Here is a 20,488-nt window from a genome sequence, read left to right as displayed (position 1 = left end):
CGGCATCCACCCCCATGCTCGGTCCCTCCTCCCACCGGCGTCACCGCCCCGGGGGACGCCCGTTCCGATCCGTCTCGCGAGTCACCCTTCCGCGCCGCCACCAGGCCGGTACGCCGCAGCGCCCGGCCGCCCGCTCTGGCGGGATGTCGGCACCGTTCGGCCACGCCGGAGGGTCGCGCGTCGGCGGACCCCGGGACGTTGCCACCGTCCTTTTCGTAGCAACAGTTTCCCCTGTCCAGGGCCGGGTCAGCCACCCCGAACGGCGCGCCGCGTCCCCCGTCTTTCCGTTCTGTCGCCCTCCAGTCGCGACGATGATCAGATAAACGCTCGTCAGGCCGAGGCTGTGAGCACTACCCGGCCGACCACCCGGCAAGAGCGGTGCGAGCGCTCAGTCAGGCCGGCCCGGGACGGTGCCCGGACAACCGCGCCAGCAGCCTCCAGCCCGGAGCGGCGGTCGGCCGTCGGCCGCCCACGCCCGTAGGCTGAACCGGTGTCTTCCGACCGCCCCGCCTCACCGCGCCGGCGCGGCGCCCCGGGCGCCGGTGGCACCCGTGCGTCCGCCGGGGTAGCCGATGACTGATCAGCGACGCGGCACGCGGGCGGCCCACGAGGCGCTGCCGGCGCCGATGCGGGAGGCGGTCGACGACTTCGCCGACCATCTGGCCCGGGTACGCAACCGGTCCGCGCACACCGTGCGGGCGTACGTGACGGACCTCGTCTCGCTACTCGACCACGCGGTGCGGATGGGTTGCGCCGACCTCGCGGAGCTGGACCTGACCGTGCTGCGGAGCTGGCTGGCGAAGCAACGGACCATGGGCGCGGCCCGGACGTCCCTCGCCCGGCGGGCCGCCGCGGCCCGTACCTTCAGCGCCTGGGCGCACCGGACCGGCCTGCTCGCCGGTGACGTGGCCGCGCCGCTGGCCAGTCCCAAGGCGCACCGGGAGCTGCCCACCGTCCTGCGAGCCGACCAGGCCGCCGCGTTGATGGACGCCCCGGACCGGAGCCGGGCACGAACGACGGCCGACGCCGGCGACGCCGCACCGACCCCGAGCGGAGACGCCGCCCCGACCGGGGACGGGGCCGAACCGGCCAGGGACGGGAACCTCGCGCCGACCCGGAGCGGGGGCGGCGCACCGACCCCGGACAACGGTGCCATGCGCCCCGGGCGCGACGACGCCGTGCCGGCCGGAAGCGGGAACGTCCCGACGCCGAACCAGGCAATCGCGCCGGCCCAGCGCGGGAACGACGCGCCCGATCCCGTGCTGCTGCGCGACCGGCTGCTGCTCGAACTGCTCTACGGCACCGGGGTGCGGATCAGCGAGGCCTGTGGCCTGGACGTCAGCGACGTCGACCAGGCCCGCCGGGTGGTACGCGTGCTCGGCAAGGGCGGGCGGGAACGGGCCGTGCCCTACGGGGTGCCGGCACAGCGCGCGCTGGACGCGTGGCTCGCCCGTGGCCGGCCGGCCCTGGCGACGCCCCGCTCGGGTCGCGCGCTGCTGCTCGGGGCCCGCGGCGGCCGGCTCAACCCGACCACCGCCCGCCGGATCGTCGCCGGGTACGCCGAGGCCGCCGGCCTGCCCCGGGTGACCCCGCACGGCCTGCGGCACTCGGCCGCCACCCACCTGCTGGAGGGTGGCGCGGACCTGCGCGCCGTGCAGGAGCTGCTCGGGCACTCGTCCCTGGCCAGCACCCAGATCTACACCCACGTCTCGGTCGAGCGGCTGCGGGCGGCGTACCGGCAGGCGCACCCGCGAGCCTGACCCTGCGTCAGGCGTGCTGGCGGTGGACCCGCGCACCGGGGAGACACGGCGGGACAACGGCGGGCCTACGGGGCCGGTCACGGGAGGGGCGACACGATCGGCTCCCGCGGGCCCCACCTCCACCGACAGCCGGCGGGAAGCGGCGAGTTGATGATCCACGACGGGCTACGATCGGCCGATGACGGTTCCGCAGCCGCCCGAGCCGATCCCCGGGGCTCGGCTGCTCTTCTCCCTCGACCCGTCGGTCAGCCACCTCAACCACGGATCGTTCGGCGCGGTTCCGATCGTCGTGCAGCGCGCCCAGCAGCGCCTGCGCGACGAGATGGAGGCCAACCCGCTCCGCTTCTTCACCCAGGGCCTGGTCGACCGGATCACCCACGCCCGACGGCACCTGGCCACGTTCCTCGGCGCGGACCCGGACGGCACGGCCCTGGTCGGCAACGCCACCACCGGCGCGGCCATCGTGCTCCAGTCGCTGGCGCTGGGTCCTGGCGACGAGGTGCTGACCACCGACCACGGGTACGGCGCGGTCGGCTTCTCGGTGGAGCGGGAGTGCGCCCGGACCGGGGCGGTCTCCCGGACGCTGCCGGTGCCGCTGACCGCCACCGACGAGGAGGTGGTGGAGATCGTCCGGGCCGGGCTGCGTCCCGGGCGGACCAGGCTGCTGATCGTCGACCAGCTCACCTCGCCCACGGCGCGGCTCTTCCCCACGGCGGCGATCGTCGGGGTGGCCCGGGAGCACGGGGTGCCGGTGCTGGTCGACGCCGCGCACGCCCCGGGCATGCTGCCGACCACGGTGGCCTCGGTCGGCGCCGACTTCTGGGTCGGCAACCTGCACAAGTGGGCGTACGCGCCGCGCGGCACCGCCGCCCTGGTGGTGGCCGAGCCGTGGCGGGAGCGGATCCAGCCGCTGGTCGTCTCCTGGGAGCAGGGCAGCGGGTTCCCCACCCGGGTGGAGTGGCAGGCCACCCTCGACTACACCGGCTGGCTGGCCGCCCCGGTGGGACTGTTCACGCTGCGCAGCCTCGGCGTGGACCGGGTGCGGGCGCACAACGCGGCGCTGGCCGCGTACGGGCAACGGGTGGTCGGGGATGCGCTCGGGGTGGCGCCGACCCACCTGCCGGAACCGGGCGGACCGATGGTCGCCATGCGGCTGATCCCGCTGCCGCCCGGCGTCGCGACCACCATGGACGCGGCCCGGGAGTTGCAGGCCCGGATCGCGGACCGGCTCGCGGCCGAGGTGTCGATCGCCGGCTGGAACGGTCGCGGCTACCTGCGCCTGTGCGGCCAGGTCTACAACACCCCCGACGAGTACGACCGGCTCGCCCTCCGGCTGCCCACGCTGCTCGCCCAGGGCTGAGCCGCGGCGGGCGGCGCATCGAGCGGGAGCAGCCGGACCGGGCCGAGCCCGAGCAAGGCGAGCGGATCGAGATACTCCTCGCCCCGGCGCAGCCCCCAGTGCAGGCACGCCGCCACGGCGCAGCCGGGTGCCCGGCGATCAGCAGGCCGATCGGCGCGCCCGCGGCGACCCGGGCGCCGACCGGCGGCCCGGGGCGGACCGGCTCGTAGGTGGTGCGCAGCCCGTCGGCGTGCCCGACGGTGACCACGGGCCGCCCGGCCACCGTGCCGGCGAAGAGCACCACCCCGGCGCCCGCCGCCCGGACCTCGACGCCGGGGGTGGCGGCCAGGTCCACGCCCCGGTGCCCCGGCAGCCAGGGCTGCGGCGGCGGGTCGAACCGGCGCACGACACGGGGCGTGCCGGCCAGCGGCCAGCGGAACCGCGCCGCCGGGGTGCCGACCGTCGACGCCCCGGGCGAGCGCGGCGACGACGGCGTGAGCGGCCGGGCCACGGACACGACCTGCGGAGGGGAAGGCGGCGACACGGCGGACGGCCGGGCCGCGGCCACCACCCCGACATCGGCCGGCAGCCCCGGGATGGCCAGCAGCACCATCACGATGGCCGGGCCGGCGCGGTTCGACAGGATCCACACGCCACCGCACACTGCCGGCCCCGCAGCACGCCGGCAACCACGTGACGACCGCCGCTGTGGACCGCAGTGCGCCTGTGGACAAGCCCCGCACGCGGGGCGGATCTGCTATCGGAGCGCCGCCTATGCTGGCCGCGTGACGAAGGACTGGTACGCCTGGCACACCGACTACGACCAGCCGGACTCCTCCCTTTCCCGCCGTCTCGCCGAGGTGCGGGACCGCATCGCGGAGGCGCTGGACACCGCGCCGCCCGGGTCGCTGCGGGCGATCAGCCTCTGCGCCGGCCAGGGGCGCGACCTGATCCCGGTGCTGGCCACCCACCCGCGCGGCAGGGACGTGACGGCCCGCCTGGTGGAGCTGGACCCGCGCAACGCCGAGGTGGCCCGGCACGCCGCCGCCGAGGCGGGGCTGACCGGCGTGGAGGTGGTGGTCGGGGACGCGGCGCTGACCGACCGGTACGCCGACCTCGTACCGGCGGACCTCGTGCTGGCCTGCGGCATCTTCGGCAACATCAGCGACGCCGACATCCGGGCGACCGTGCGGCACTGCGCCTCGCTCTGCGCCACCGGCGGCACGGTCTTCTGGACCCGGCACCGCCGCGAACCGGACCTGGTCCCCGCCATCTGCGACTGGTTCGCCGAGGAGGGGTTCGCGCCGATCGCGGTGAGCAGCCCCGCCGACGGGGCCGGCGTCGGCGTGCACCGCCTCACCGGCCCGCCCCGCCCGCTGGCGCCCGGCACGGCGATGTTCGAGTTCATCGGCTACGACCGCCTCACCCACCCCTGAACAGGCCGAGGAGCAGCGAAATGACCACTGTGGACGACGTCAGCCGGCCATCCCGGATCGCCGGGCCGGACGAGGCGATCAGCGCCGCGGAACTCCAGTTGGCCGCGCGCAACCACGGCATCCCGCTGGAGGCGCTGCGCTACGACGTGACCCCGGCCGGGCTGCACTACCTGCTCATCCACTACGACATCCCGGACGTCGACCCGGCGGCGCACGCGCTGACCGTGGGCGGCGCGGTCGCGCGTCCGCTCCGCCTCGACCTGGCGGCGCTGCGGGAGCGGCCCCGGGTCACCCACCGGGTCACCCTGGAGTGCGCGGGGAACGGCCGGGCGCTGCTGGACCCCCGCCCGGTCAGCCAGCCGTGGCTGGTGGAGGCGGTGGGCAACGCCGAGTGGACCGGCACCCCGCTGGCCCCGCTGCTGCGCGAGGCCGGGCTGGCCGCCGACGCGGTGGACGTGGTCTTCACCGGCGCCGACCACGGGGTGGAGCGCGGCGTCGAGCAGGACTACCAGCGGGCCCTGCCGGTGGCCGACGCGCTGCGCGAGGAGGTGCTGCTGGCGTACGAGATGAACGGCGCTCCCCTGCTGCCGCAGCACGGCGCGCCGCTGCGGCTGATCGTGCCCGGCTGGTACGGGATGGCGCACGTCAAGTGGCTGCGCGACATCCGGGTGCTGACCGAGCCGTTCGACGGCTACCAGAACGCGGTGGCGTACCGGCTGCGGCAGGACGCCGACGACCCAGGTGTGCCGGTGACCCGCATCGAGCCCCGGGCCCTGGTGCGCCCGCCGGGCTTCCCGGACTTCATGTCACGGACCCGGGTGTTGCGGCCGGGGCCGTGCACCGTGGACGGGCGGGCCTGGTCGGGGCACGCGCCGGTGACGGCCGTGGAGGTGACCTTCGACGGCGGTACGACGTGGGCGCCGGCGACGCTGGACGAGCCCACCGGGGGCGAGTGGGCGTGGCGGCGGTGGCAGGTGTCGTGGCGGGCGACGCCGGGGCGGCACGTGCTGGGCGCCCGGGCGGTCGACGCCTCCGGGCGGACCCAGCCGGTCGAGCAGCCGTGGAACCGGGGTGGGTTCGCGAACAACCTGGTGCAGCTGGTCGAGGTGGTCGTGCTGGCGGAGTGATCCGCCTCGGGCGGCGGGCGGGCCGGCGAGCCCGCCGGCCGCCGCTCGGGTCGGGTCGGATCAGCCGCCGAATCCGGAGTCTGCGGGAAGCGAGATGTCGGGCTTTTCGAGCTCTTCCACATTGACGTCCTTGAACGTCATTACCCGGACATTCTTCACGAACCGGGCGGGGCGGTACATGTCCCACACCCAGGCGTCGTGCATCTCGACCTCGAAGTAGACCTCGCCGTCCGAGTTACGCACGTGCAGGTCGACCTGGTTCGCCAGGTAGAAGCGGCGCTCGGTCTCCACCACGTAGGAGAACTGGCGGACAATGTCGCGGTACTCCCGGTAGAGCTGCAGCTCCATCTCGGTCTCGTACTTCTCGAGATCTTCCGCGCTCATCGCACTCCGCCTTCCATGACCACATCTTCCCCCACCGGCGCCGGAGGTCGCGCCTGCTCGCCCAACGCCACGCCGACGGTACCCCCTGGCGCGCCGGAGCGCTCCATCGGCTCGTCCGGGCCGTCCGCGAACGCCTCGGCAGGGGCGCCGAAGAGCGCCTCGTCGGGGCTTCCGGCCGCCGGCCGGCGGGAGCGGGGCGGCCGCCCGTCCCGTCCGGAGACGGTGGCCACGTTGACGTACGAGAAGCGGTGCTCCCGGCAGGGCCCCAGCTCGCGCAGCGCGGCGCTGTGCTCCGGGGTGATGTAGCCCTTGTGCTCGGCGAAGCCGTAGCCCGGGTGCCGCTCGTCCAGTTCCACCATGATCCGGTCCCGGGTGACCTTGGCCAGCACGCTCGCCGCCGCCACGCAGGCGGCCACCCGGTCCCCCTTCCAGACCGCCAGCCCGGGCACGTCCAGCCCGTCGACGCCGAAACCGTCGGTCAGCACGTATTCCGGGCGGGTGGTCAGCGAGGCGAGCGCCCGGCGCATGGCGGCCACGTTGCACACGTGCAGCCCGCGCGCGTCGACCTCGTCGGCGGGGATGATCACCACCGCGTACGCTAGGGCCCGCGCCACCACCTCGTCGTAGACCCGCTCCCGGGCCGCCGGCGTGAGCAGCTTGGAGTCGGCCAGCTCGTCGATCTCGCCGCGCCGCCCCTCGGGCAGCACCGCGGCGGCGGCCACCAGCGGCCCGGCGCAGGCGCCCCGACCGGCCTCGTCGGCGCCGGCCACGTGCCGGAAGCCACGCCGTTGCAGGGCCCGCTCCAGCGCGTAGAGGCCGCCGTCACGGCGCACGACGGTGCGCGGCGGGGTCAGCACGGGCCACCCCCGGCGAGCGCCCGGGCGAGCCGGTCCACCAGGTCCGGCGGGTAGTAGCGCTCGGCGGTGCCGGCCAGCTCGTCGACCGACCACCAGCGGTGGCCGTGCATGCTGGCCTGCTCGATCTCGTCGAAACCCGCCGTGTCGACCTCCCAGGTCGGCACCCGGACCAGGAAGAACTCCTGCTCCTGCCGGTACCAGACCCCGTCGAACGGGAACTCGACCGTCTCCGCCCAGACCGGCGCGCCCAGCTCGGCGGGGGCGAGCCGCAGCCCGGTCTCCTCGGCCAGCTCGCGGGCCGCGCCCGCGGCCGGGGTCTCCCCGGGGTCGAGGCCGCCGCCGGGGGTGAACCAGTAGCGGTGGCCCGGGCGGGCCGGATCACTGCCCTCGAACAGCAGCACCCGGTCGGACGCGTCGACGAGCAGCACGCGGGCCGCGCGACGAGGGGTGTAGACGGTCACCGCACAAGCCTGCCAGACGCCTCCGACGAACGCCCACGCCCTCCGGGTCAGGGATTGGGGATGCCGTCGAACTGCTCGGGCACGCTGAGCCAGGTCGCCCGGCCGACGGGCCAGAAGATCGTGAAGGCCCGCCCGACCACCTGGTCCTCCGGGATGGTGGCCTCGGTGATGTCCTCGCCGGACTGCTGCCAGTGCTCCAGCGAGTCGCCGGAGGCCTCCCGGTGGTCGCCCATCACCCAGAGCCGGCCATCCGGCACGGTGACGTCGAAGTCCTGGTCGGCGGGCTTGTTGCCGGGGAAGATGAACGGCTCGTCGATCGGCTTGCCGTTGATGATCAACCGTTCCTGCGGGCCGGTGCGGTCGCAGCAGACCACGTGGTCACCACCGACCCCGATCACCCGCTTGATGAAGTCCTCGCCCTCCGGGTTGCCGCTCCACTCGGTGGGCGCCTTGAAGACGATCACCTCGCCCCGGTGCGGCGAGCGGAAGTCGTAGACCAGCTTGTTGACCAGCACCCGATCGTCGATCTTGAGGGTGTTCTCCATGGACGGGGAGGGGATGAAGAAGGTCTGCAGCACGAAGGCACGAACCAGCACTGCGACCAGGATCGCCACGCCCAGGAGGATGGGCAGCTCCTTCCAGAAGGAGCTGCGTGGCTTCTCGGTCTGCTCGTCAATCACGGGTGGAGCCTACGTCCCCGCCCGTGGCGCAGTCGCCCCGAACGCGCGAGAACGGAGAGCGCGGCCGTGACCGGGAGGATCAGGACGACGCCGCCCACCGGGTCGGGATCCACCGGGGCCGGCCGGGCCGGCGCGGCGTTGGGTTGCGGCAGGTCGGCGAAGGTTCCCGGGACGGGCAGGGTGGTCCACCGTTGAGACGGCCAGACGATCATGAAGGCGCGGCCGACCACGTTGTCGATCGGCACCGGGCCCTGGCACCGGGCGTCCTGGGAGACCAGCCGGTGGTCGCCCATCACGAAGATCTGCCCGGGCGGCACGACGATCTCGGTGAACTGCCGGGAACGGCACTCCTTGGGGTTCGGCGGCAGCTCGACCGGCGAGTCCTCGGAGACGTATCCCCGCTCGTCCAGCGGCACGCCGTTGACCACGACCCGGCCCTTGTCGCAGCACCAGACCCGGTCGCCGGGCACCCCGATGACCCGCTTGATGAAGTCCTTCTCGCCGGGCCGGCTGATGCCGACCAGGTCACCGAGGGTGCGGCCGACCTTGCCGGCGAAGTTGGTCGGCGGTGCCGGAGCCTCCTGGGCGACCCACCGGTCGGTGCCCCGGAAGACGACCACCTCGCCGCGGGCCGGGTCGCGGACGTCGTAGACGACCTTGTTGACCAGCACCCGGTCGCCGATGAGCAGGGTGTCCTCCATCGACCCGGACGGGATGAAGAACGCCTGGAGCAGAAAGGTGCGGATCAGCACCGCGAGGCAGAAGGCGACGACGAGGAGGAGGGGCAGTTCCTGCCAGAGCGGCATCTGCCGGCGGCTGCGCCGGGCCCGCCGGCGCCACGGGTCGACGGTGCCGTCCTCGTCAAGCATCTGCACCATGCCACTCTCCGGTCCGCGGAAACGACACTACCGCCCGGGAGTCTCCTGGAGAGACCCCACGGGCGGTAGTGGACCGCTGTGACACCGCGTCGAGTAGGCGCGGCGCGCCGTCCCCCGGCGCCCGTACGACCAGGGTAATGCGCTCCGGTCAATACGACATCCGCACAGGTCAGGCGGCGTGGCGAGGCGAAATTCAGCTCGCTGGCTGCTTCTCGCGCAGCTCCTTGATCTTGGCCTTCTTGCCCCGCAGCTCGCGCAGGTAGTAGAGCTTGGCGCGCCGCACGTCACCGCGGGTCACGATCTCGATCCGGTCGATCGCCGGGCTGTTCAGCGGGTAGGTGCGCTCCACACCCACGCCGAAGCTGACCTTGCGGACCGAGAAGGTCTCGCGCAGCCCGTCACCCTGGCGGCGGATGACGACGCCCTGGAAGATCTGGACCCGGGAACGGTTGCCCTCGACGACCCGCGCGTGCACCTTGACGGTGTCACCGGCACGGAAGTCGGGCAGGTCGGCGCGCTTCGACTGGGCGTCAAGGGCGTCCAGGATGTTCATCGCTGTGTCCTCGTGAGGCTCACGGCGCACCGTCAGTCGATGCGCGGATGGGTGATTCTGACCCCCGGGTGGTGGCCGGCGGCGCCGACCCCGGTCGAGGGTCCTCGCACCCACCCACGGCGTGGGCGGATGCGGCAACCCCTCTACTTTGCCACATCCCCCGCCGGCGGCTGAAATCCACCCCGGTCCAGCGCCGCCCGGTCCCGCTTGTCCAGGCTCTCCGGCGGCAGCGCGGCGATCATGTCGGGGCGGCGGTCCGCCGTCCGCAGCAGCGCCTCGTCGCGCCGCCAGCGGGCGATCTTCCCGTGGTCACCGGAGCGGAGCACCTCGGGCACCTCGTGCCCGCGCCAGGTCGCCGGCTTGGTGTACATCGGGGCTTCCAGCAGCCCGTGGGCGTGCGACTCCTCGTCCAGCGAGCCGGCGTTGCCGAGCACCCCGGGCAGCAGCCGGGTGACCGCCTCCAGGATGACCAGCACGGCCACCTCGCCACCGAAGAGCACGTAGTCGCCGAGGGAGACCTCGGTCACCCGCATCCGGGCCGCCGCGTGGTCGAGCACCCGCTGGTCGATGCCCTCGTAGCGGCCGCAGGCGAAGAGCAGGTGTGACTCGGCGGCCAACTCGTGCGCCATGGCCTGGGTGAACGGAACGCCGGCCGGCGACGGGACGAGCAGCCGGGGCAGGGTGTGCCCGTCCGGGCTCAGCTCGTCGGGGGCCAGGGCGTCGAGGGCCTCGCCCCACGGCTCCGGCCGCATCACCATGCCCGGACCGCCGCCGTAGGGGGTGTCGTCGACCGTGCGGTGCACGTCGTGGGTCCAGGTCCGCAGATCGTGTACGGCCAGCCGCAGCGTGCCGCTCGCCCGGGCCTTGCCGATCAGCGACAGGTCCAGGGGGGCGAAGTACTCGGGGAAGATCGACACGATGTCGACGCGCATCAGGGGGTGGCTCCAGTCAGAGGTCGAGCAGCCCGCCGGGCAGCTCCACCACCACGCGTCCGCCCGCGAGGTCGACCTCGGGCACCATCGCCTTGACGAACGGGATGAGCGCGGTCCTCCCGTCGGGGCGCCGCAGTACCAGCAGGTCGGAGGAGGGGGCGTGGTCGATCCGGGCCACCTCGCCCAGCCGCTCGCCGGCCGCGGTCACCACGGCCAGGCCGACCAGTTGGTGGTCGAGGAACTCCTCCGGGTCGGCCGGCGGAGCGACGTCGGCGCTGTCCACGCCGAGCAGGGTGCCGCGCAGCGCCTCGGCGACGTCGCGGTCGAGCACGCCCTCGAAGGCGACCAGCAGCCGCCCCTGGTGCCAGCGGGCGGCCTCGATGGTCAACTTCTCCGGCACCCGGTAGGTCCCGGGCTCCGCAGGCGCGACCGCGCCAGGGTCGGTGACCAGCACCGACCCTGGCGCGAACCGTGCTTCGGGCTCATCGGTCCGCACCTCCACGGTGACCTCACCGCGGATGCCGTGCGGCTTGCCGATCCGGCCGACGATGAGAAGCATCAGTACGAGTCGACGATGTCGACGCGCACCCCGCGCCCACCGATGGAGCCGATCACCTGGCGCAGCGCCTTGGCGGTCCGGCCGGACCGCCCGATCACCGTGCCGAGGTCCTCCGGGTGCACGCGGACCTCGAGCCGCTTGCCCCGACGGGAATCGACCATGCGCACCCGGACGTCATCCGGGTGGTCGACGATCCCCTTGACCAGGTGCTCCAGGGCGGGACGCAGCGCCATGTCAGGCCTGCTCGCCGGACTCGACACCGGTCTGCTCCTCGGCCTTCGGCGCCGCGGCCTCGGCGGCCGGGGCGGCCGCGGCCTTGGCGGCCTTCTTGGTCGGCGCCGGGGTCTCCGCCACGCCGGCGGCGGCCTTCGCCTCGGCCTCGTACGCCGCCTTGCGGTCGGCCCGCTCCGGGGCGACCTTCAGCGGCGGCGGGGCCGGCAGGCCCTTGAACTTCTGCCAGTCACCGGTCAGCTCCAGCAGGCGCTGCACGGCCTCGCTCGGCTGCGCGCCGACCGACAGCCAGTACTGGACCCGCTCCGACTTGACCTCGATCACCGAAGGGTCTTCCTTCGGCTGGTACACACCGACGAACTCGATCGCGCGACCGTCACGCTTGGTGCGCGAGTCGGCGACGACGATGCGGTACTGCGGGTTGCGGATCTTGCCCATCCGCAGGAGCCGGATCTTTACGGCCACAGTTGTTTCGCTCCTGTTGCGATCTCACCGGCCCGGTGCGGGCGGTGTGGCGGGTGAGCGCCGACCGGCACAGTGGGGTTTGGGCCGGAGACTGCTCGGTTAACTGGCGACGCGCCCGGGTTAGAGGGCGCCGGACGCGCGCCGGATACCAGCGACCCATTCTGCCATGTCCGGCCCGGATCTCTCACACCGGACCCGGACAGCCCGCCCGGGTCGCCCACGACGGTGACGAACGACACCCGCTCAGCGGACCGGCGGCCGGTCCCAGCCGGGCGGCAGTTCGTCCGGTACGTCCCAGTCGGCCGGCGGGGTGAAGTCGCACCAGGTGCCGTCGAAGGGGAACTCGCCGGCCTCGGCGATTCGGATCACCCGCTCCCCCTCGGCCCGGACCGCCTTCTCGTCGCTGACCCAGTAGTGCTCGGGGAAGGCGAGGCGTTCGACGAACTCGTCCTCGTCCTTCCACTCCCAGCTCAGGTCCGGGTGGACCACCACGTCGAGGTCCTGGTCGACCATGTCCACCCCGGCCACCGCACCGTCGTCCCAGCGGATGCCGGGCTCCTCCAGGTTGACGTACCAGTTCTGGAAGCGGCCCTGCGCGTCGCGGAACCACCAGACCGAGTGGGCCGCGCCGGTGGGCAGGAACTTCAGCACCGGCGGCCCGTTCCAGCGGCCCCGGGCCAGCCGGTAGGACGAGGTGATCCACTCGGCGAAGGGCACTGCGCGCATGCCCAGCCCCGCCTCGGTCACCTCGTACGCCACCGGTGTGTTCCGGGCCACCCAGAGCAGCAGGCCGCGCTCGTCGTCGGACACCACCCGGGCCGACCGGACCCAGCCGATCCGGCCGTGCCGCACGTTCCGGTGCATGATCAGCCGACCCGGCTCGAACCGGTCGACCGGACCGCCCGGCCGCACCTCAGTAGGCGCGGGCCAGGACGGCGACCAGGTCCGGCTCGTCCTCGGAGTCCGGCACCGAGCCGTCGGCCCGCAGCAGGCACCGGACGGTGACGCCCTGGCCGTTCGCCTCGGCCTCGCCCTGCACACCGACCGCCGACCACGGCACCTTGGCCCAGCCGTCGGCGGCCGCCTCGATCGCCTCGGCCAGCGTGCCGACCTCGACCGTCCGGGACTGCCGGAACGCCAGCGCCTGATCGTGCAGCGTCTGCTGGTCCGCCTCGAGCGCGGCGAGCACCGCGCCCACCACGTCGGCGACCGGGACCGGCGCCTTCGAGCCGTCCGTACGCCGGACCACCACCGCGTTGCCGGCGGCCAGGTCACGGGGGCCGACCTCGACGCGCACCGGGTAGCCACGCAGCTCGGCGTCGACGGCGCGGCGGCCGAACGCGGTGTCGGTCCGGTCGTCCAGCGCGACCCGGACCCCGGCGTCGCGCAGCGCGTCGCGGAGCTTGGCCGCCGCCTCGCCAACGCCCTCGCCGTCCTTGACGATCATCACGTACGCCTGGATCGGCGCCAGCTTCGGCGGCACGCGCAGGCCGTTGTCGTCGCCGTGGGACATGATCAGGCCGCCGAGCATCCGGGTCGAGGTGCCCCAGGAGGTGGTCCAGGCGTGCTCGCGGCCGCCCTCGGCCGAGGAGTAGCTGATGTCGAACGCCTTGGCGAAGTTCTGGCCCAGCTCGTGGCTGGTGCCCAGCTGGAGCGCCTTGCCGTCGCCCATCATGCCTTCACAGGTGTAGGTGGCGGTGGCGCCGGCGAAGCGCTCGCGGGCGGTCTTCAGGCCGACCACCACCGGGATGCCGAGCACGTTGACCATCAGGTCCTCGTACGCCTCGTGCAGAATCCGGCGGGCGTAGGCCCGGGCGTCCTCGCGGGTCGCGTGCGCGGTGTGCCCCTCCTGCCAGAGGAACTCGCTCGTACGCAGGAAGATCCGCGGGCGCAGCTCCCAGCGCACCACGTTCGCCCACTGGTTGAGCAGCAGCGGCAGGTCGCGGTAGGAGTCGATCCACTTCGCCATGAACTCGCCGATCACCGTCTCGCTGGTGGGGCGGACCACCACCGGCTCGGCGAGCTGCTTGCCACCACCGTGGGTGACCACGGCCAGCTCCGGCGAGAAGCCCTCGACGTGCTCGGCCTCGCGCTTGAGGTAGCTCTCCGGGATGAAGAGCGGGAAGTACGCGTTCTCCGCGCCGGCCGCCTTGATCCGGGCGTCCATCTCGGCCTGCATCCGCTCCCAGATTGCGTAGCCCGCCGGTCGGATGACCATGGTGCCCCGCACCGGGCCGTTGTCGGCCAGCTTCGCCTTGGCGATCAGGTCCTGGTACCAGCGGGGAAAGTCCTCCGCACGGGGAGTGAGCACGCGTGCCATGACCGCACATCCTATGCGCCGGGCGGGCAGCCGCTGCGCCCGGGAGTCGGCGCGCGCCGTGTCGCGCCGACCGACGAGCGGCAACGGCTGCCCGGAGTGAGCCCGGGGCGCGGTCAGCGGAGGACGCGGCCGCGGAGGACGATGCGGGACGGGGCGCGGACCACGCGCAGGTCGCGGCGGGGGTCCTCGGGGTAGACGGTCAGGTCGGCGAGGCCGCCCTCGACCAGGCCGGGGAACCCGAGCCACTCCCGGGCCCGCCAGGAGGCGGCGGCGAGCACGTCCTCGGCGGGCAGGCCGGCCTGCTCGTGCAGGAGCAGCATCTCCTCGGCGGCGAGCCCGTGGTCGATGCCGCCGCCCGCGTCGGTGCCCACGTAGATCGGCACCCCTGCCTCGTGCGCGGCACGGACCACCTCGGGGAAGCGGTCGCGCAGGGCGAGCATGTGGTCGGCGTACCCGGGGAACTTCGCCCGGGCCTGGTCGGCGATGTGGCCGAAGGTTTGGATGTTGATCATGGTGGGCACCAGCGCGGTGCCCTGCCGGGCCATCAGGTCGATCAGGTCGAGGCTCAGCCCGGTGCCGTGCTCCACCGAGTCCACCCCGGCCCGCACCATGATCTCCACGGCCGACTCGGAGAAGGTGTGCACCGCCGCGCGTGCCCCGGCGGCGTGCGCGGCGGCGACCGCCGCGGTCATGGTGTCGGCGTCCCAGGCCGGGGCGAGGTCGCCCACCCCGCGGTCGATCCAGTCGCCGACCAGCTTGACCCAGCCGTTGCCGGCGGCGGCCTGCGCGGCGAGGGTCGCGGCGACCTCGGCCGCGCCGACCTCCACCCCGATGTCGCGCAGGTAGCGCTTCGGCGGCGCGACGTGCCGGCCGGCGCGGGCCAGTCGCGGCAGGTCCGCCTCGTCGTCGAGTTCCGGGTACGGGTACGGCGAGCCGGCGTCACGGATGGCCAGCACCCCGGCGTCCCGGTCGGTGCGGGCCAGCTCGCGGGCCTGGTCGAGGGAGGTGATCGGGGCGCCGCCGCGGGCGATGCCGATGTGGCAGTGGGCATCGGTCAGGCCGGGCAGCACGAAGCCGCCGTCGACGACCGTCTCGGCGCCGGGCACCGGTTCGAAGGTGACCCGGTCATCGACCAGCCAGACGTCCCGGACCTCGTCGTCGGGCAGGAGCACACCGCGCACATGCAGAGCCATGTGCACAGTCCTACCGGATGATCGCCCGGACACGCGGCGGGGCCCGGCCGATCCGGCCGGGCCCCGTCATCCGTGGGTGGGTCAGCGGGGGCGGTTGTCGCCCTTGCCGAGCTTGTTGAAGTCGATCTTCGGCAGCTTGAAGCCCGGCGGCAGGCCCTGGCCGCCGGCCAGGTCACCCGGGTCGAGGCCCGGCGGCAGCTGCGGCATGCCGCCGGGGAAGCCGCCCGGCACCCCGGCGCCGGTGCGCGGCCGCCCGCCGCCCTTGGTGCCCTTGCGCTTGTTCTTCGGCGACTTGGTCGCCTTGCGCCGGCCCCCGCCGGGCAGGCCCATCATGCCGCCCATCTGCTTCATCATCTTCTGCGCGTCGGCGAAGCGGTTGAGCAGCTGGTTGACGTCCATCACGGTGACGCCGGAGCCGCTGGCGATGCGGGCCCGGCGAGAGCCGTTGATGATCTTCGGCGTGGTGCGCTCGGCGGGGGTCATCGACCGGATGATCGCGGTGACCCGGTCGAAGTGCTTGTCGTCCAGCTCGGCGAGCTGGTCCTTCATCTGCCCCATGCCCGGCATCATGGCCAGCACGTTGGCGATCGGGCCCATCCGACGGACCGCGATGAGCTGATCGAGGAAGTCCTCCAGGGTGAAGGTCTCCCCGCCCATCAGCTTGGCGGTCATCTTCTCCTTCTGATCGGCGTCGAAGGCCGCCTCGGCCTGCTCGATCAGCGTGAGGACGTCGCCCATGCCGAGGATCCGGCTGGCCATCCGGTCGGGGTGGAAGACGTCGAAGTCCTCCAGCTTCTCGCCGGTGGAGGCGAACAGGATCGGCTGCCCGGTGACCTCGCGGACCGACAGCGCGGCGCCACCGCGGGCGTCGCCGTCGAGCTTGGAGAGGACCACGCCGCTGATGCCGACGCCGTCGCGGAACGCCTCGGCGGTGCGGACCGCGTCCTGGCCGACCATCGCGTCGATGACGAAGATGACCTCGTCGGGCTGGACCGCGTCGCGGATGTCCGCGGCCTGCTGCATCATCTCGGCGTCGATGCCGAGCCGGCCGGCGGTGTCGACGATGACGATGTCCCGGGCGGCCCGCTTGGCGTGCTCGATCGAGTCGCGGGCGACCTGCACCGGGTCGCCGACGCCGTTGCCGGGCTCCGGGGCGTACACCTCGACGCCAGCCCGGCCACCGAGCACCTGGAGCTGCCCGACGGCGTTGGGGCGCTGGAGGTCGGCGGCGACCAGCAGCGGCTGGTGGCCCTGGGCCTTGAGCCAGCGGGCCAGCTTGCCGGCGAGGGTGGTCTTACCGGAACCCTGGAGACCGGCCAGCATGATCACCGTCGGCGGGTGCTTGGCGAACTGGAGCCGCCGCCCCTCGCCGCCGAGGACGTTGATCAGCTCCTCGTTGACGATCTTGACGATCTGCTGGGCCGGGTTGAGCGCCTCGGAGACCTCGGCGCTGCGCGCCCGCTCCTTGACGTTCGCGATGAAGCCCTTGACCACCGGCAGGGCGACGTCGGCCTCCAGCAGCGCCATGCGGATCTCGCGCGCGGTGGCGTCGATGTCGGCGTCGGTGAGCCGACCCTTGCCGCGGAGCTTGGTGAAGATCCCGGACAGGCGGTCACTCAAGGTGTCAAACACGCGAACATCCCGTTTGTCGGTTTGGCGAGCACAGTCGGCCGGCACGCACACGTCCGGCTACCCGCAAGGGTAACGGTCCCGCCTCCGCAGTGCTTCCCGCCGGCCGGACCCCCACCAGGAGATCACAACCGCCAGCGCCGCCGGTCGATCACGACGCGACCAGGCCCGACTGGTAGGCGAAGACCACCAGCTGGGCCCGGTCCCGGGCGCCCAGCTTGACCATGGCCCGGCTGACGTGGGTGCGCGCGGTGGCCGGGCTGACCACCAGCCGCTCGGCGATCTCGACGTTGCTCAGCCCCTCACCGACCAGCCCCACCACCTCGCGTTCCCGGTCGGTGAGGCTGCCGAGCCGGGGGTGCGGGCGGGGCACCCGGGCCGGCCGGGTGGCGAACTCCCGCACCACCCGCCGGGTCACCGACGGGGAGAGCAGCGCCTCCCCCTCGGCGACCAGCCGGATCGCCCGCAGCAGTTCGGCCGGGCGGGTGTCCTTGGTGAGGAAGCCGCTGGCCCCGTGCCGGAGCGCGTCGAAGACGTACTCGTCCAGCTCGAAGGTGGTCAACACGACCACCCGGGTGCCGGCGAGCGCGGGGTCGGCGACGATCCGGCGGGTCGCCTCGATGCCGTCGACGCCCGGCATCCGGACGTCCATCAGCACCACGTCGGGGCGTTCCCGGCGGGCCGCCTCCACGGCGGCGAGCCCGTCCGCGGCCTCGCCGACCACGCTGAGATCGTCCTCGCTCTCCACCAGGGCACGCAGCCCGATCCGGACCAGGTCCTGGTCGTCGGCGAGCAGCACGCGGATCATGTGACCTCCTCCACGGGCAGTGTGGCGGACACCCGGAACCCGCCGCCGGAGGCGGGGCCGGCGGTGAACGACCCGCCCAGCGCGGTGACCCGCTCCCGCATGCCGGCCAGCCCGTAGCCGCCGGACCGGTCCGTCGTGGCGGCCAGGCCGCGGCCGGTGTCGGTGACCTCCACGGCGACCTCGGTGGGCGCGTACCGGAGCCGGACGGTGGCGGTGGCCGGACCGGCGTGCCGCAGCACGTTGGTCAGCGCCTCCTGCACCACCCGGTACGCGGCCAGGTCCACCGCGACCGGGAGCGGGCGGGGCGCCCCGTCCACCTCGACGGTGACCGGGAGCCCGGCACCGGCCAGCCGCTCGCGCAACTGCGGGAGCTGGCCCAGCCCCGGCGCGGGTGAGCGCTCGTCGACGGCCTCGTCGCGGCGGACCACGGTCAGCGTGACCCGCAACTCGTCCAGCGCCTCCTTGCTGGTTCGGCTGATCGCGGTGAGCGCCGCCTCGGCCTGCTCGGGCTTACGGGCCAGCAGGTGCAGGGCGATCTCGGCCTGCAGGTGGATCGCGGCGAGGCCGTGCCCGACCACGTCGTGCACCTCCCGCGCCACCCGCAGCCGCTCGGCGTCGGCCAGCCGGCGCGCCTCGTCGGTGCGGCTGCGCGCCGCGTTCTCCCGGCCCAGGCGCACGGTGACCCCCACCGCGAACGGCACCACCACCCAGGCGGCGGCCGGCATCAGCCCGACCAGGCCGGGCGGGCGCACCCCGACGAAGACGTGCGTGAGCAGCACCACCAGCGCCAGGCCGTTGGCCACCGCCGCGGTCCGCAGCGGCCGGTACGCGGCCGTGGTGTAGACCGCTACGAAGAACGACAGCAGGATCGGGCCGTACGGGTAGCCGAGCCACAGGTACGCGGTGCTCGCCGCGGTGACCACCGCCAGGGTGGCCAGCGGCCAGCGCCGGCGCACGGCCACCGCGAGCGCGGCCACCACGACCAGCGGGTAGGTGGCCCGCCCGGTGCCCACGCCCTGGTTGAGGCCGGCCGGCGCGGTGCCGGCCAGCCCGATCACCAGCAGCGCCAGGGCGACCAGGCCGTCCAGGAGCCGGCGGCCCCAGTCGCCACGCTCGCGGTCCACGTCCCCTCCCCCGCCCCGCCTCAGCCGATGTCCCGCCGGCGCAACAGCACCGCGCCGACCGCCGCGAACCCGACCAGGTACGCGGCCACCACCACGGCCGCCTGCCCGCCGCCGACGGTGGCCGCGACCCCGGGGGTGTCTCCCGGCGCGCCCAGCGCGGCGGCCAGCGACCCGGCGTTCGGCCCGGGCAGCCCCTCCTGCGCCTTCGCCACCCAGTCGACCAGCGGCGCGGCGATCGCGGCGAGCAGGTTCTGCACCGCGAGCATCCACACCAGGCCCAGCCCGACCGGCAGCGCCACGGCGCGCAGCGCGACGGCGAGCACGGCACCGAGCATGGCCCACATCGTCGCGATGAGCCACCCCGCCCCGATCCCGGTGAGCAGGTCGCCGACGGGAGGCCAGGTCACCGGCTGCGCCTCGGCGGAGGCGATGAGCAGGCTGGCCACCGCGCCGACCGCGAACACGGCGAGCACCACGGCCAGCGCGGCGGCGGCCAGGGCGAGCAGCTTGCCGGCGTACACCTCCAGCCGGGTCGGGCCCTGGGTGAGCACGGTCTTCCATGTGCCCCAGCCGTACTCGCCGCCGACGGTGAGCACGCCGAGGATCAGCAGGATCGAGCCGAGGAAGACCGGCAGGCCGCCGAGGGAGTTCCCGACCAGCTGGTCGGGGAGCAGCGCCGCCAGCGTCCGGCCGGTGTTCGGCCCGTCGGTGCCGCCCGCCAGGCCGGCGTACGGGAAGAGGTAGGTGAAGATCAGTGCGAGCACCAGCGTGATGGCCAGCAGCAGCCAGCTGGCCGGCCGCCGGACCAGCTTGACCGTCTCGGCGCGGAAGCTACGCGACATCGGCCGTTCCCTTCTCCACGAGGTCGAAGAAGACCTGTTCCAGGTCCCGTTCCCGGGGGCGCAGCTCGCGCACGGCGAGCCCGGCCCCGACCAGCTCGGTGTTGAGCCAGGCGGCACGCTCCGGCTCGACGGCCAGCTCCAGCCCGCCGTCGACCACCCGGACCCGCTCGGCGCCGACCAGTTCCCGCGCCCGGGCGGCCGCGGCGTCCAGCGGGTCGGCGAGCAGCCGCAGCCCGGCCGCGCCGCGCAGCTCGGCCACGCTGCCCTCGGCGACCAGCCGGCCCCGGGCGATCACCCCGACCCGGTCGCAGATCTGCTCGACCTCGCCGAGCAGGTGGCTGGAGACCAGCACCGTGCAGCCGGCCGCGCCGAGCCGGCGGATGAGGGTGCGCATGTCCGCCATGCCGGCCGGGTCGAGGCCGTTGGTCGGCTCGTCCAGGATCAGCAGGCGGGGGTCCTTCAGCAGCGCGGCGGCCACGCCGAGCCGCTGCTTCATGCCCAACGAGTAGCCGGCGTAGCGGTCGCCGGCCCGGTCGGTCAGGTCGACCAGGTCGAGCACGAGCGCGACCCGGTCGGCGCCGACGCCGGCGTAGCGGGCCAGCACCCGCAGGTTGTCCCGGCCGGAGAGATACGGGTAGAAGGCCGGCCCCTCGATCAGGGCGCCGACCCCGGTGAGCCGGCCGGCGGTGGGTGGCCGGCCGAGCAGCCGGACCGTCCCGGCGGTGGGCCGGACCAGCCCGAGCAGCATGCGCAGGGTGGTGGTCTTGCCGGCGCCGTTGGGGCCGAGGAAGCCGTACACCTCGCCGGCCCGGACGGTGAGCTGGAGGTCCTGCACGGCGGTCAGGCCGCCGTACCGTTTGGTGAGCCCTTCGGTCTGCACTGGCAGGTTCATGCGTCGAGCGTCCCGCCG

Annotated in this window: 22 protein-coding genes and 1 pseudogene; 4 read left to right on the top strand and 19 right to left on the bottom strand. The window is 74.0% G+C overall.

Going from position 1 to position 20,488, the window contains the following annotated elements:
• Positions 1-572: 572 nt before the first annotated feature.
• Together AB0F68_RS16040 and AB0F68_RS16035 are read left to right on the top strand one after the other, a co-directional pair.
• Entirely contained in the window at positions 573-1,760 is a 1,188-nt protein-coding gene (locus tag AB0F68_RS16040; RefSeq protein ID WP_357338079.1) for a tyrosine recombinase XerC, read from the top strand.
• 178 nt (positions 1,761-1,938) lie between these two features.
• Complete coding sequence (locus tag AB0F68_RS16035; protein ID WP_357338077.1) at positions 1,939-3,120, top strand: aminotransferase class V-fold PLP-dependent enzyme; 1,182 nt, start codon at positions 1,939-1,941, stop codon at positions 3,118-3,120.
• Between the two features lie 17 nt (positions 3,121-3,137).
• Here AB0F68_RS16035 and AB0F68_RS16030 read toward each other — a convergent pair.
• Positions 3,138-3,712, bottom strand: a pseudogene (locus tag AB0F68_RS16030) (peptidoglycan DD-metalloendopeptidase family protein); the annotation flags it as partial.
• A gap of 172 nt (positions 3,713-3,884) precedes the next feature.
• Between AB0F68_RS16030 and AB0F68_RS16025 the strand changes: the two are divergent.
• Positions 3,885-4,535: a class I SAM-dependent methyltransferase gene (locus AB0F68_RS16025; protein WP_357338075.1), complete on the top strand. Its 651-nt coding sequence runs from the start codon at positions 3,885-3,887 to the stop codon at positions 4,533-4,535.
• A 20-nt stretch (positions 4,536-4,555) separates the two neighbouring features.
• Positions 4,556-5,662 (top strand): sulfite oxidase, encoded by a 1,107-nt coding sequence (locus AB0F68_RS16020; protein ID WP_357338072.1) that lies wholly within the window; start codon positions 4,556-4,558, stop codon positions 5,660-5,662.
• Between the two features lie 60 nt (positions 5,663-5,722).
• Here AB0F68_RS16020 and AB0F68_RS16015 read toward each other — a convergent pair whose 3' ends face one another.
• From AB0F68_RS16015 to AB0F68_RS15930, 18 genes are all read right to left on the bottom strand, one after another.
• Positions 5,723-6,046, bottom strand: coding sequence for a DUF2469 domain-containing protein (locus AB0F68_RS16015; protein ID WP_007075222.1), 324 nt, complete (start codon positions 6,044-6,046; stop codon positions 5,723-5,725).
• Positions 6,043-6,903 carry a ribonuclease HII gene (locus tag AB0F68_RS16010; RefSeq protein WP_357338070.1) on the bottom strand — a complete coding sequence of 287 codons (861 nt, stop codon included), beginning with the start codon at positions 6,901-6,903 and terminating at the stop codon, positions 6,043-6,045. Before AB0F68_RS16010 ends, AB0F68_RS16015 begins: the two co-directional genes overlap by 4 nt.
• Positions 6,897-7,364: an NUDIX hydrolase gene (locus tag AB0F68_RS16005; RefSeq protein ID WP_357338068.1), complete on the bottom strand. Its 468-nt coding sequence runs from the start codon at positions 7,362-7,364 to the stop codon at positions 6,897-6,899. Before AB0F68_RS16005 ends, AB0F68_RS16010 begins: the two co-directional genes overlap by 7 nt.
• 47 nt (positions 7,365-7,411) lie before the next feature.
• Positions 7,412-8,044, bottom strand: a complete 633-nt coding sequence (gene lepB, locus AB0F68_RS16000) for a signal peptidase I (protein WP_357338066.1) — start codon at positions 8,042-8,044, stop codon at positions 7,412-7,414.
• Complete coding sequence (gene lepB, locus AB0F68_RS15995) at positions 8,041-8,922, bottom strand: signal peptidase I (protein WP_357338063.1); 882 nt, start codon at positions 8,920-8,922, stop codon at positions 8,041-8,043. Before lepB (AB0F68_RS15995) ends, lepB (AB0F68_RS16000) begins: the two co-directional genes overlap by 4 nt.
• A 193-nt stretch (positions 8,923-9,115) precedes the next feature.
• Positions 9,116-9,475 carry a 50S ribosomal protein L19 gene (rplS, locus tag AB0F68_RS15990; RefSeq protein ID WP_357338061.1) on the bottom strand — a complete coding sequence of 120 codons (360 nt, stop codon included), beginning with the start codon at positions 9,473-9,475 and terminating at the stop codon, positions 9,116-9,118.
• Between the two features lie 143 nt (positions 9,476-9,618).
• A complete protein-coding gene (trmD, locus tag AB0F68_RS15985) occupies positions 9,619-10,407 on the bottom strand; it encodes a tRNA (guanosine(37)-N1)-methyltransferase TrmD (protein WP_357338058.1) in 789 nt (262 codons plus the stop codon).
• Positions 10,408-10,423: 16 nt separating this feature from the next.
• Positions 10,424-10,966, bottom strand: a complete 543-nt coding sequence (rimM, locus tag AB0F68_RS15980; protein ID WP_357338055.1) for a ribosome maturation factor RimM — start codon at positions 10,964-10,966, stop codon at positions 10,424-10,426.
• The gene (locus AB0F68_RS15975; protein ID WP_187399607.1) at positions 10,966-11,226 is read right to left on the bottom strand and encodes an RNA-binding protein; all 261 of its coding nucleotides are present in this window, start codon (positions 11,224-11,226) and stop codon (positions 10,966-10,968) included. The genes rimM and AB0F68_RS15975 overlap by 1 nt, the downstream gene beginning before the upstream one ends.
• Positions 11,201-11,662, bottom strand: coding sequence for a 30S ribosomal protein S16 (rpsP, locus tag AB0F68_RS15970; RefSeq protein ID WP_357338053.1), 462 nt, complete (start codon positions 11,660-11,662; stop codon positions 11,201-11,203). The genes AB0F68_RS15975 and rpsP overlap by 26 nt, the downstream gene beginning before the upstream one ends.
• 243 nt (positions 11,663-11,905) lie before the next feature.
• Entirely contained in the window at positions 11,906-12,526 is a 621-nt protein-coding gene (locus tag AB0F68_RS15965) for a DUF402 domain-containing protein (RefSeq protein ID WP_357338050.1), read from the bottom strand.
• Between the two features lie 49 nt (positions 12,527-12,575).
• On the bottom strand, positions 12,576-13,982 hold the full coding sequence (gene proS / locus AB0F68_RS15960; protein ID WP_357338047.1) for a proline--tRNA ligase: 1,407 nt from the start codon (positions 13,980-13,982) through the stop codon (positions 12,576-12,578).
• A 113-nt stretch (positions 13,983-14,095) separates the two neighbouring features.
• A complete protein-coding gene (locus AB0F68_RS15955) occupies positions 14,096-15,175 on the bottom strand; it encodes an amidohydrolase family protein (RefSeq protein WP_357338045.1) in 1,080 nt (359 codons plus the stop codon).
• An 81-nt stretch (positions 15,176-15,256) separates the two neighbouring features.
• Complete coding sequence (gene ffh / locus AB0F68_RS15950) at positions 15,257-16,807, bottom strand: signal recognition particle protein (RefSeq protein WP_357338042.1); 1,551 nt, start codon at positions 16,805-16,807, stop codon at positions 15,257-15,259.
• A 148-nt stretch (positions 16,808-16,955) separates the two neighbouring features.
• Positions 16,956-17,612, bottom strand: coding sequence for a response regulator transcription factor (locus AB0F68_RS15945; protein WP_357338039.1), 657 nt, complete (start codon positions 17,610-17,612; stop codon positions 16,956-16,958).
• A complete protein-coding gene (locus AB0F68_RS15940) occupies positions 17,609-18,736 on the bottom strand; it encodes a sensor histidine kinase (RefSeq protein WP_357338037.1) in 1,128 nt (375 codons plus the stop codon). The genes AB0F68_RS15945 and AB0F68_RS15940 overlap by 4 nt, the downstream gene beginning before the upstream one ends.
• 20 nt (positions 18,737-18,756) lie before the next feature.
• Positions 18,757-19,578, bottom strand: a complete 822-nt coding sequence (locus tag AB0F68_RS15935; RefSeq protein WP_357338034.1) for an ABC transporter permease — start codon at positions 19,576-19,578, stop codon at positions 18,757-18,759.
• Positions 19,568-20,470 (bottom strand): ABC transporter ATP-binding protein, encoded by a 903-nt coding sequence (locus AB0F68_RS15930; protein WP_357338032.1) that lies wholly within the window; start codon positions 20,468-20,470, stop codon positions 19,568-19,570. The genes AB0F68_RS15935 and AB0F68_RS15930 overlap by 11 nt, the downstream gene beginning before the upstream one ends.
• Between the last annotated feature and the right edge of the window lie 18 nt (positions 20,471-20,488).

This window comes from Micromonospora sp. NPDC023966, from assembly GCF_040639095.1.
Taxonomy (GTDB): Bacteria; Actinomycetota; Actinomycetes; order Mycobacteriales; family Micromonosporaceae; genus Micromonospora.
Note: the sequence above shows the minus strand (reverse complement) of the source record. Positions and strands in the feature narration are given on the sequence as shown.

Coding starts and splice junctions, on each gene's coding strand:
- AB0F68_RS16020 (WP_357338072.1), top strand. CDS start 4,556: ATGACCACTGTGGACGACGTCAGCCGGCCATCCCGGATCGCCGGGCCG.
- AB0F68_RS16015 (WP_007075222.1), bottom strand. CDS start 6,046: ATGAGCGCGGAAGATCTCGAGAAGTACGAGACCGAGATGGAGCTGCAG.
- rimM (WP_357338055.1), bottom strand. CDS start 10,966: ATGCTTCTCATCGTCGGCCGGATCGGCAAGCCGCACGGCATCCGCGGT.
- proS (WP_357338047.1), bottom strand. CDS start 13,982: ATGGCACGCGTGCTCACTCCCCGTGCGGAGGACTTTCCCCGCTGGTAC.
- AB0F68_RS16040 (WP_357338079.1), top strand. CDS start 573: ATGACTGATCAGCGACGCGGCACGCGGGCGGCCCACGAGGCGCTGCCG.
- lepB (WP_357338063.1), bottom strand. CDS start 8,922: ATGGTGCAGATGCTTGACGAGGACGGCACCGTCGACCCGTGGCGCCGG.
- AB0F68_RS15945 (WP_357338039.1), bottom strand. CDS start 17,612: ATGATCCGCGTGCTGCTCGCCGACGACCAGGACCTGGTCCGGATCGGG.
- AB0F68_RS16035 (WP_357338077.1), top strand. CDS start 1,939: ATGACGGTTCCGCAGCCGCCCGAGCCGATCCCCGGGGCTCGGCTGCTC.
- AB0F68_RS15930 (WP_357338032.1), bottom strand. CDS start 20,470: ATGAACCTGCCAGTGCAGACCGAAGGGCTCACCAAACGGTACGGCGGC.
- AB0F68_RS15955 (WP_357338045.1), bottom strand. CDS start 15,175: ATGGCTCTGCATGTGCGCGGTGTGCTCCTGCCCGACGACGAGGTCCGG.
- rplS (WP_357338061.1), bottom strand. CDS start 9,475: ATGAACATCCTGGACGCCCTTGACGCCCAGTCGAAGCGCGCCGACCTG.
- AB0F68_RS15935 (WP_357338034.1), bottom strand. CDS start 19,578: ATGTCGCGTAGCTTCCGCGCCGAGACGGTCAAGCTGGTCCGGCGGCCG.
- AB0F68_RS15965 (WP_357338050.1), bottom strand. CDS start 12,526: ATGCACCGGAACGTGCGGCACGGCCGGATCGGCTGGGTCCGGTCGGCC.
- trmD (WP_357338058.1), bottom strand. CDS start 10,407: ATGCGCGTCGACATCGTGTCGATCTTCCCCGAGTACTTCGCCCCCCTG.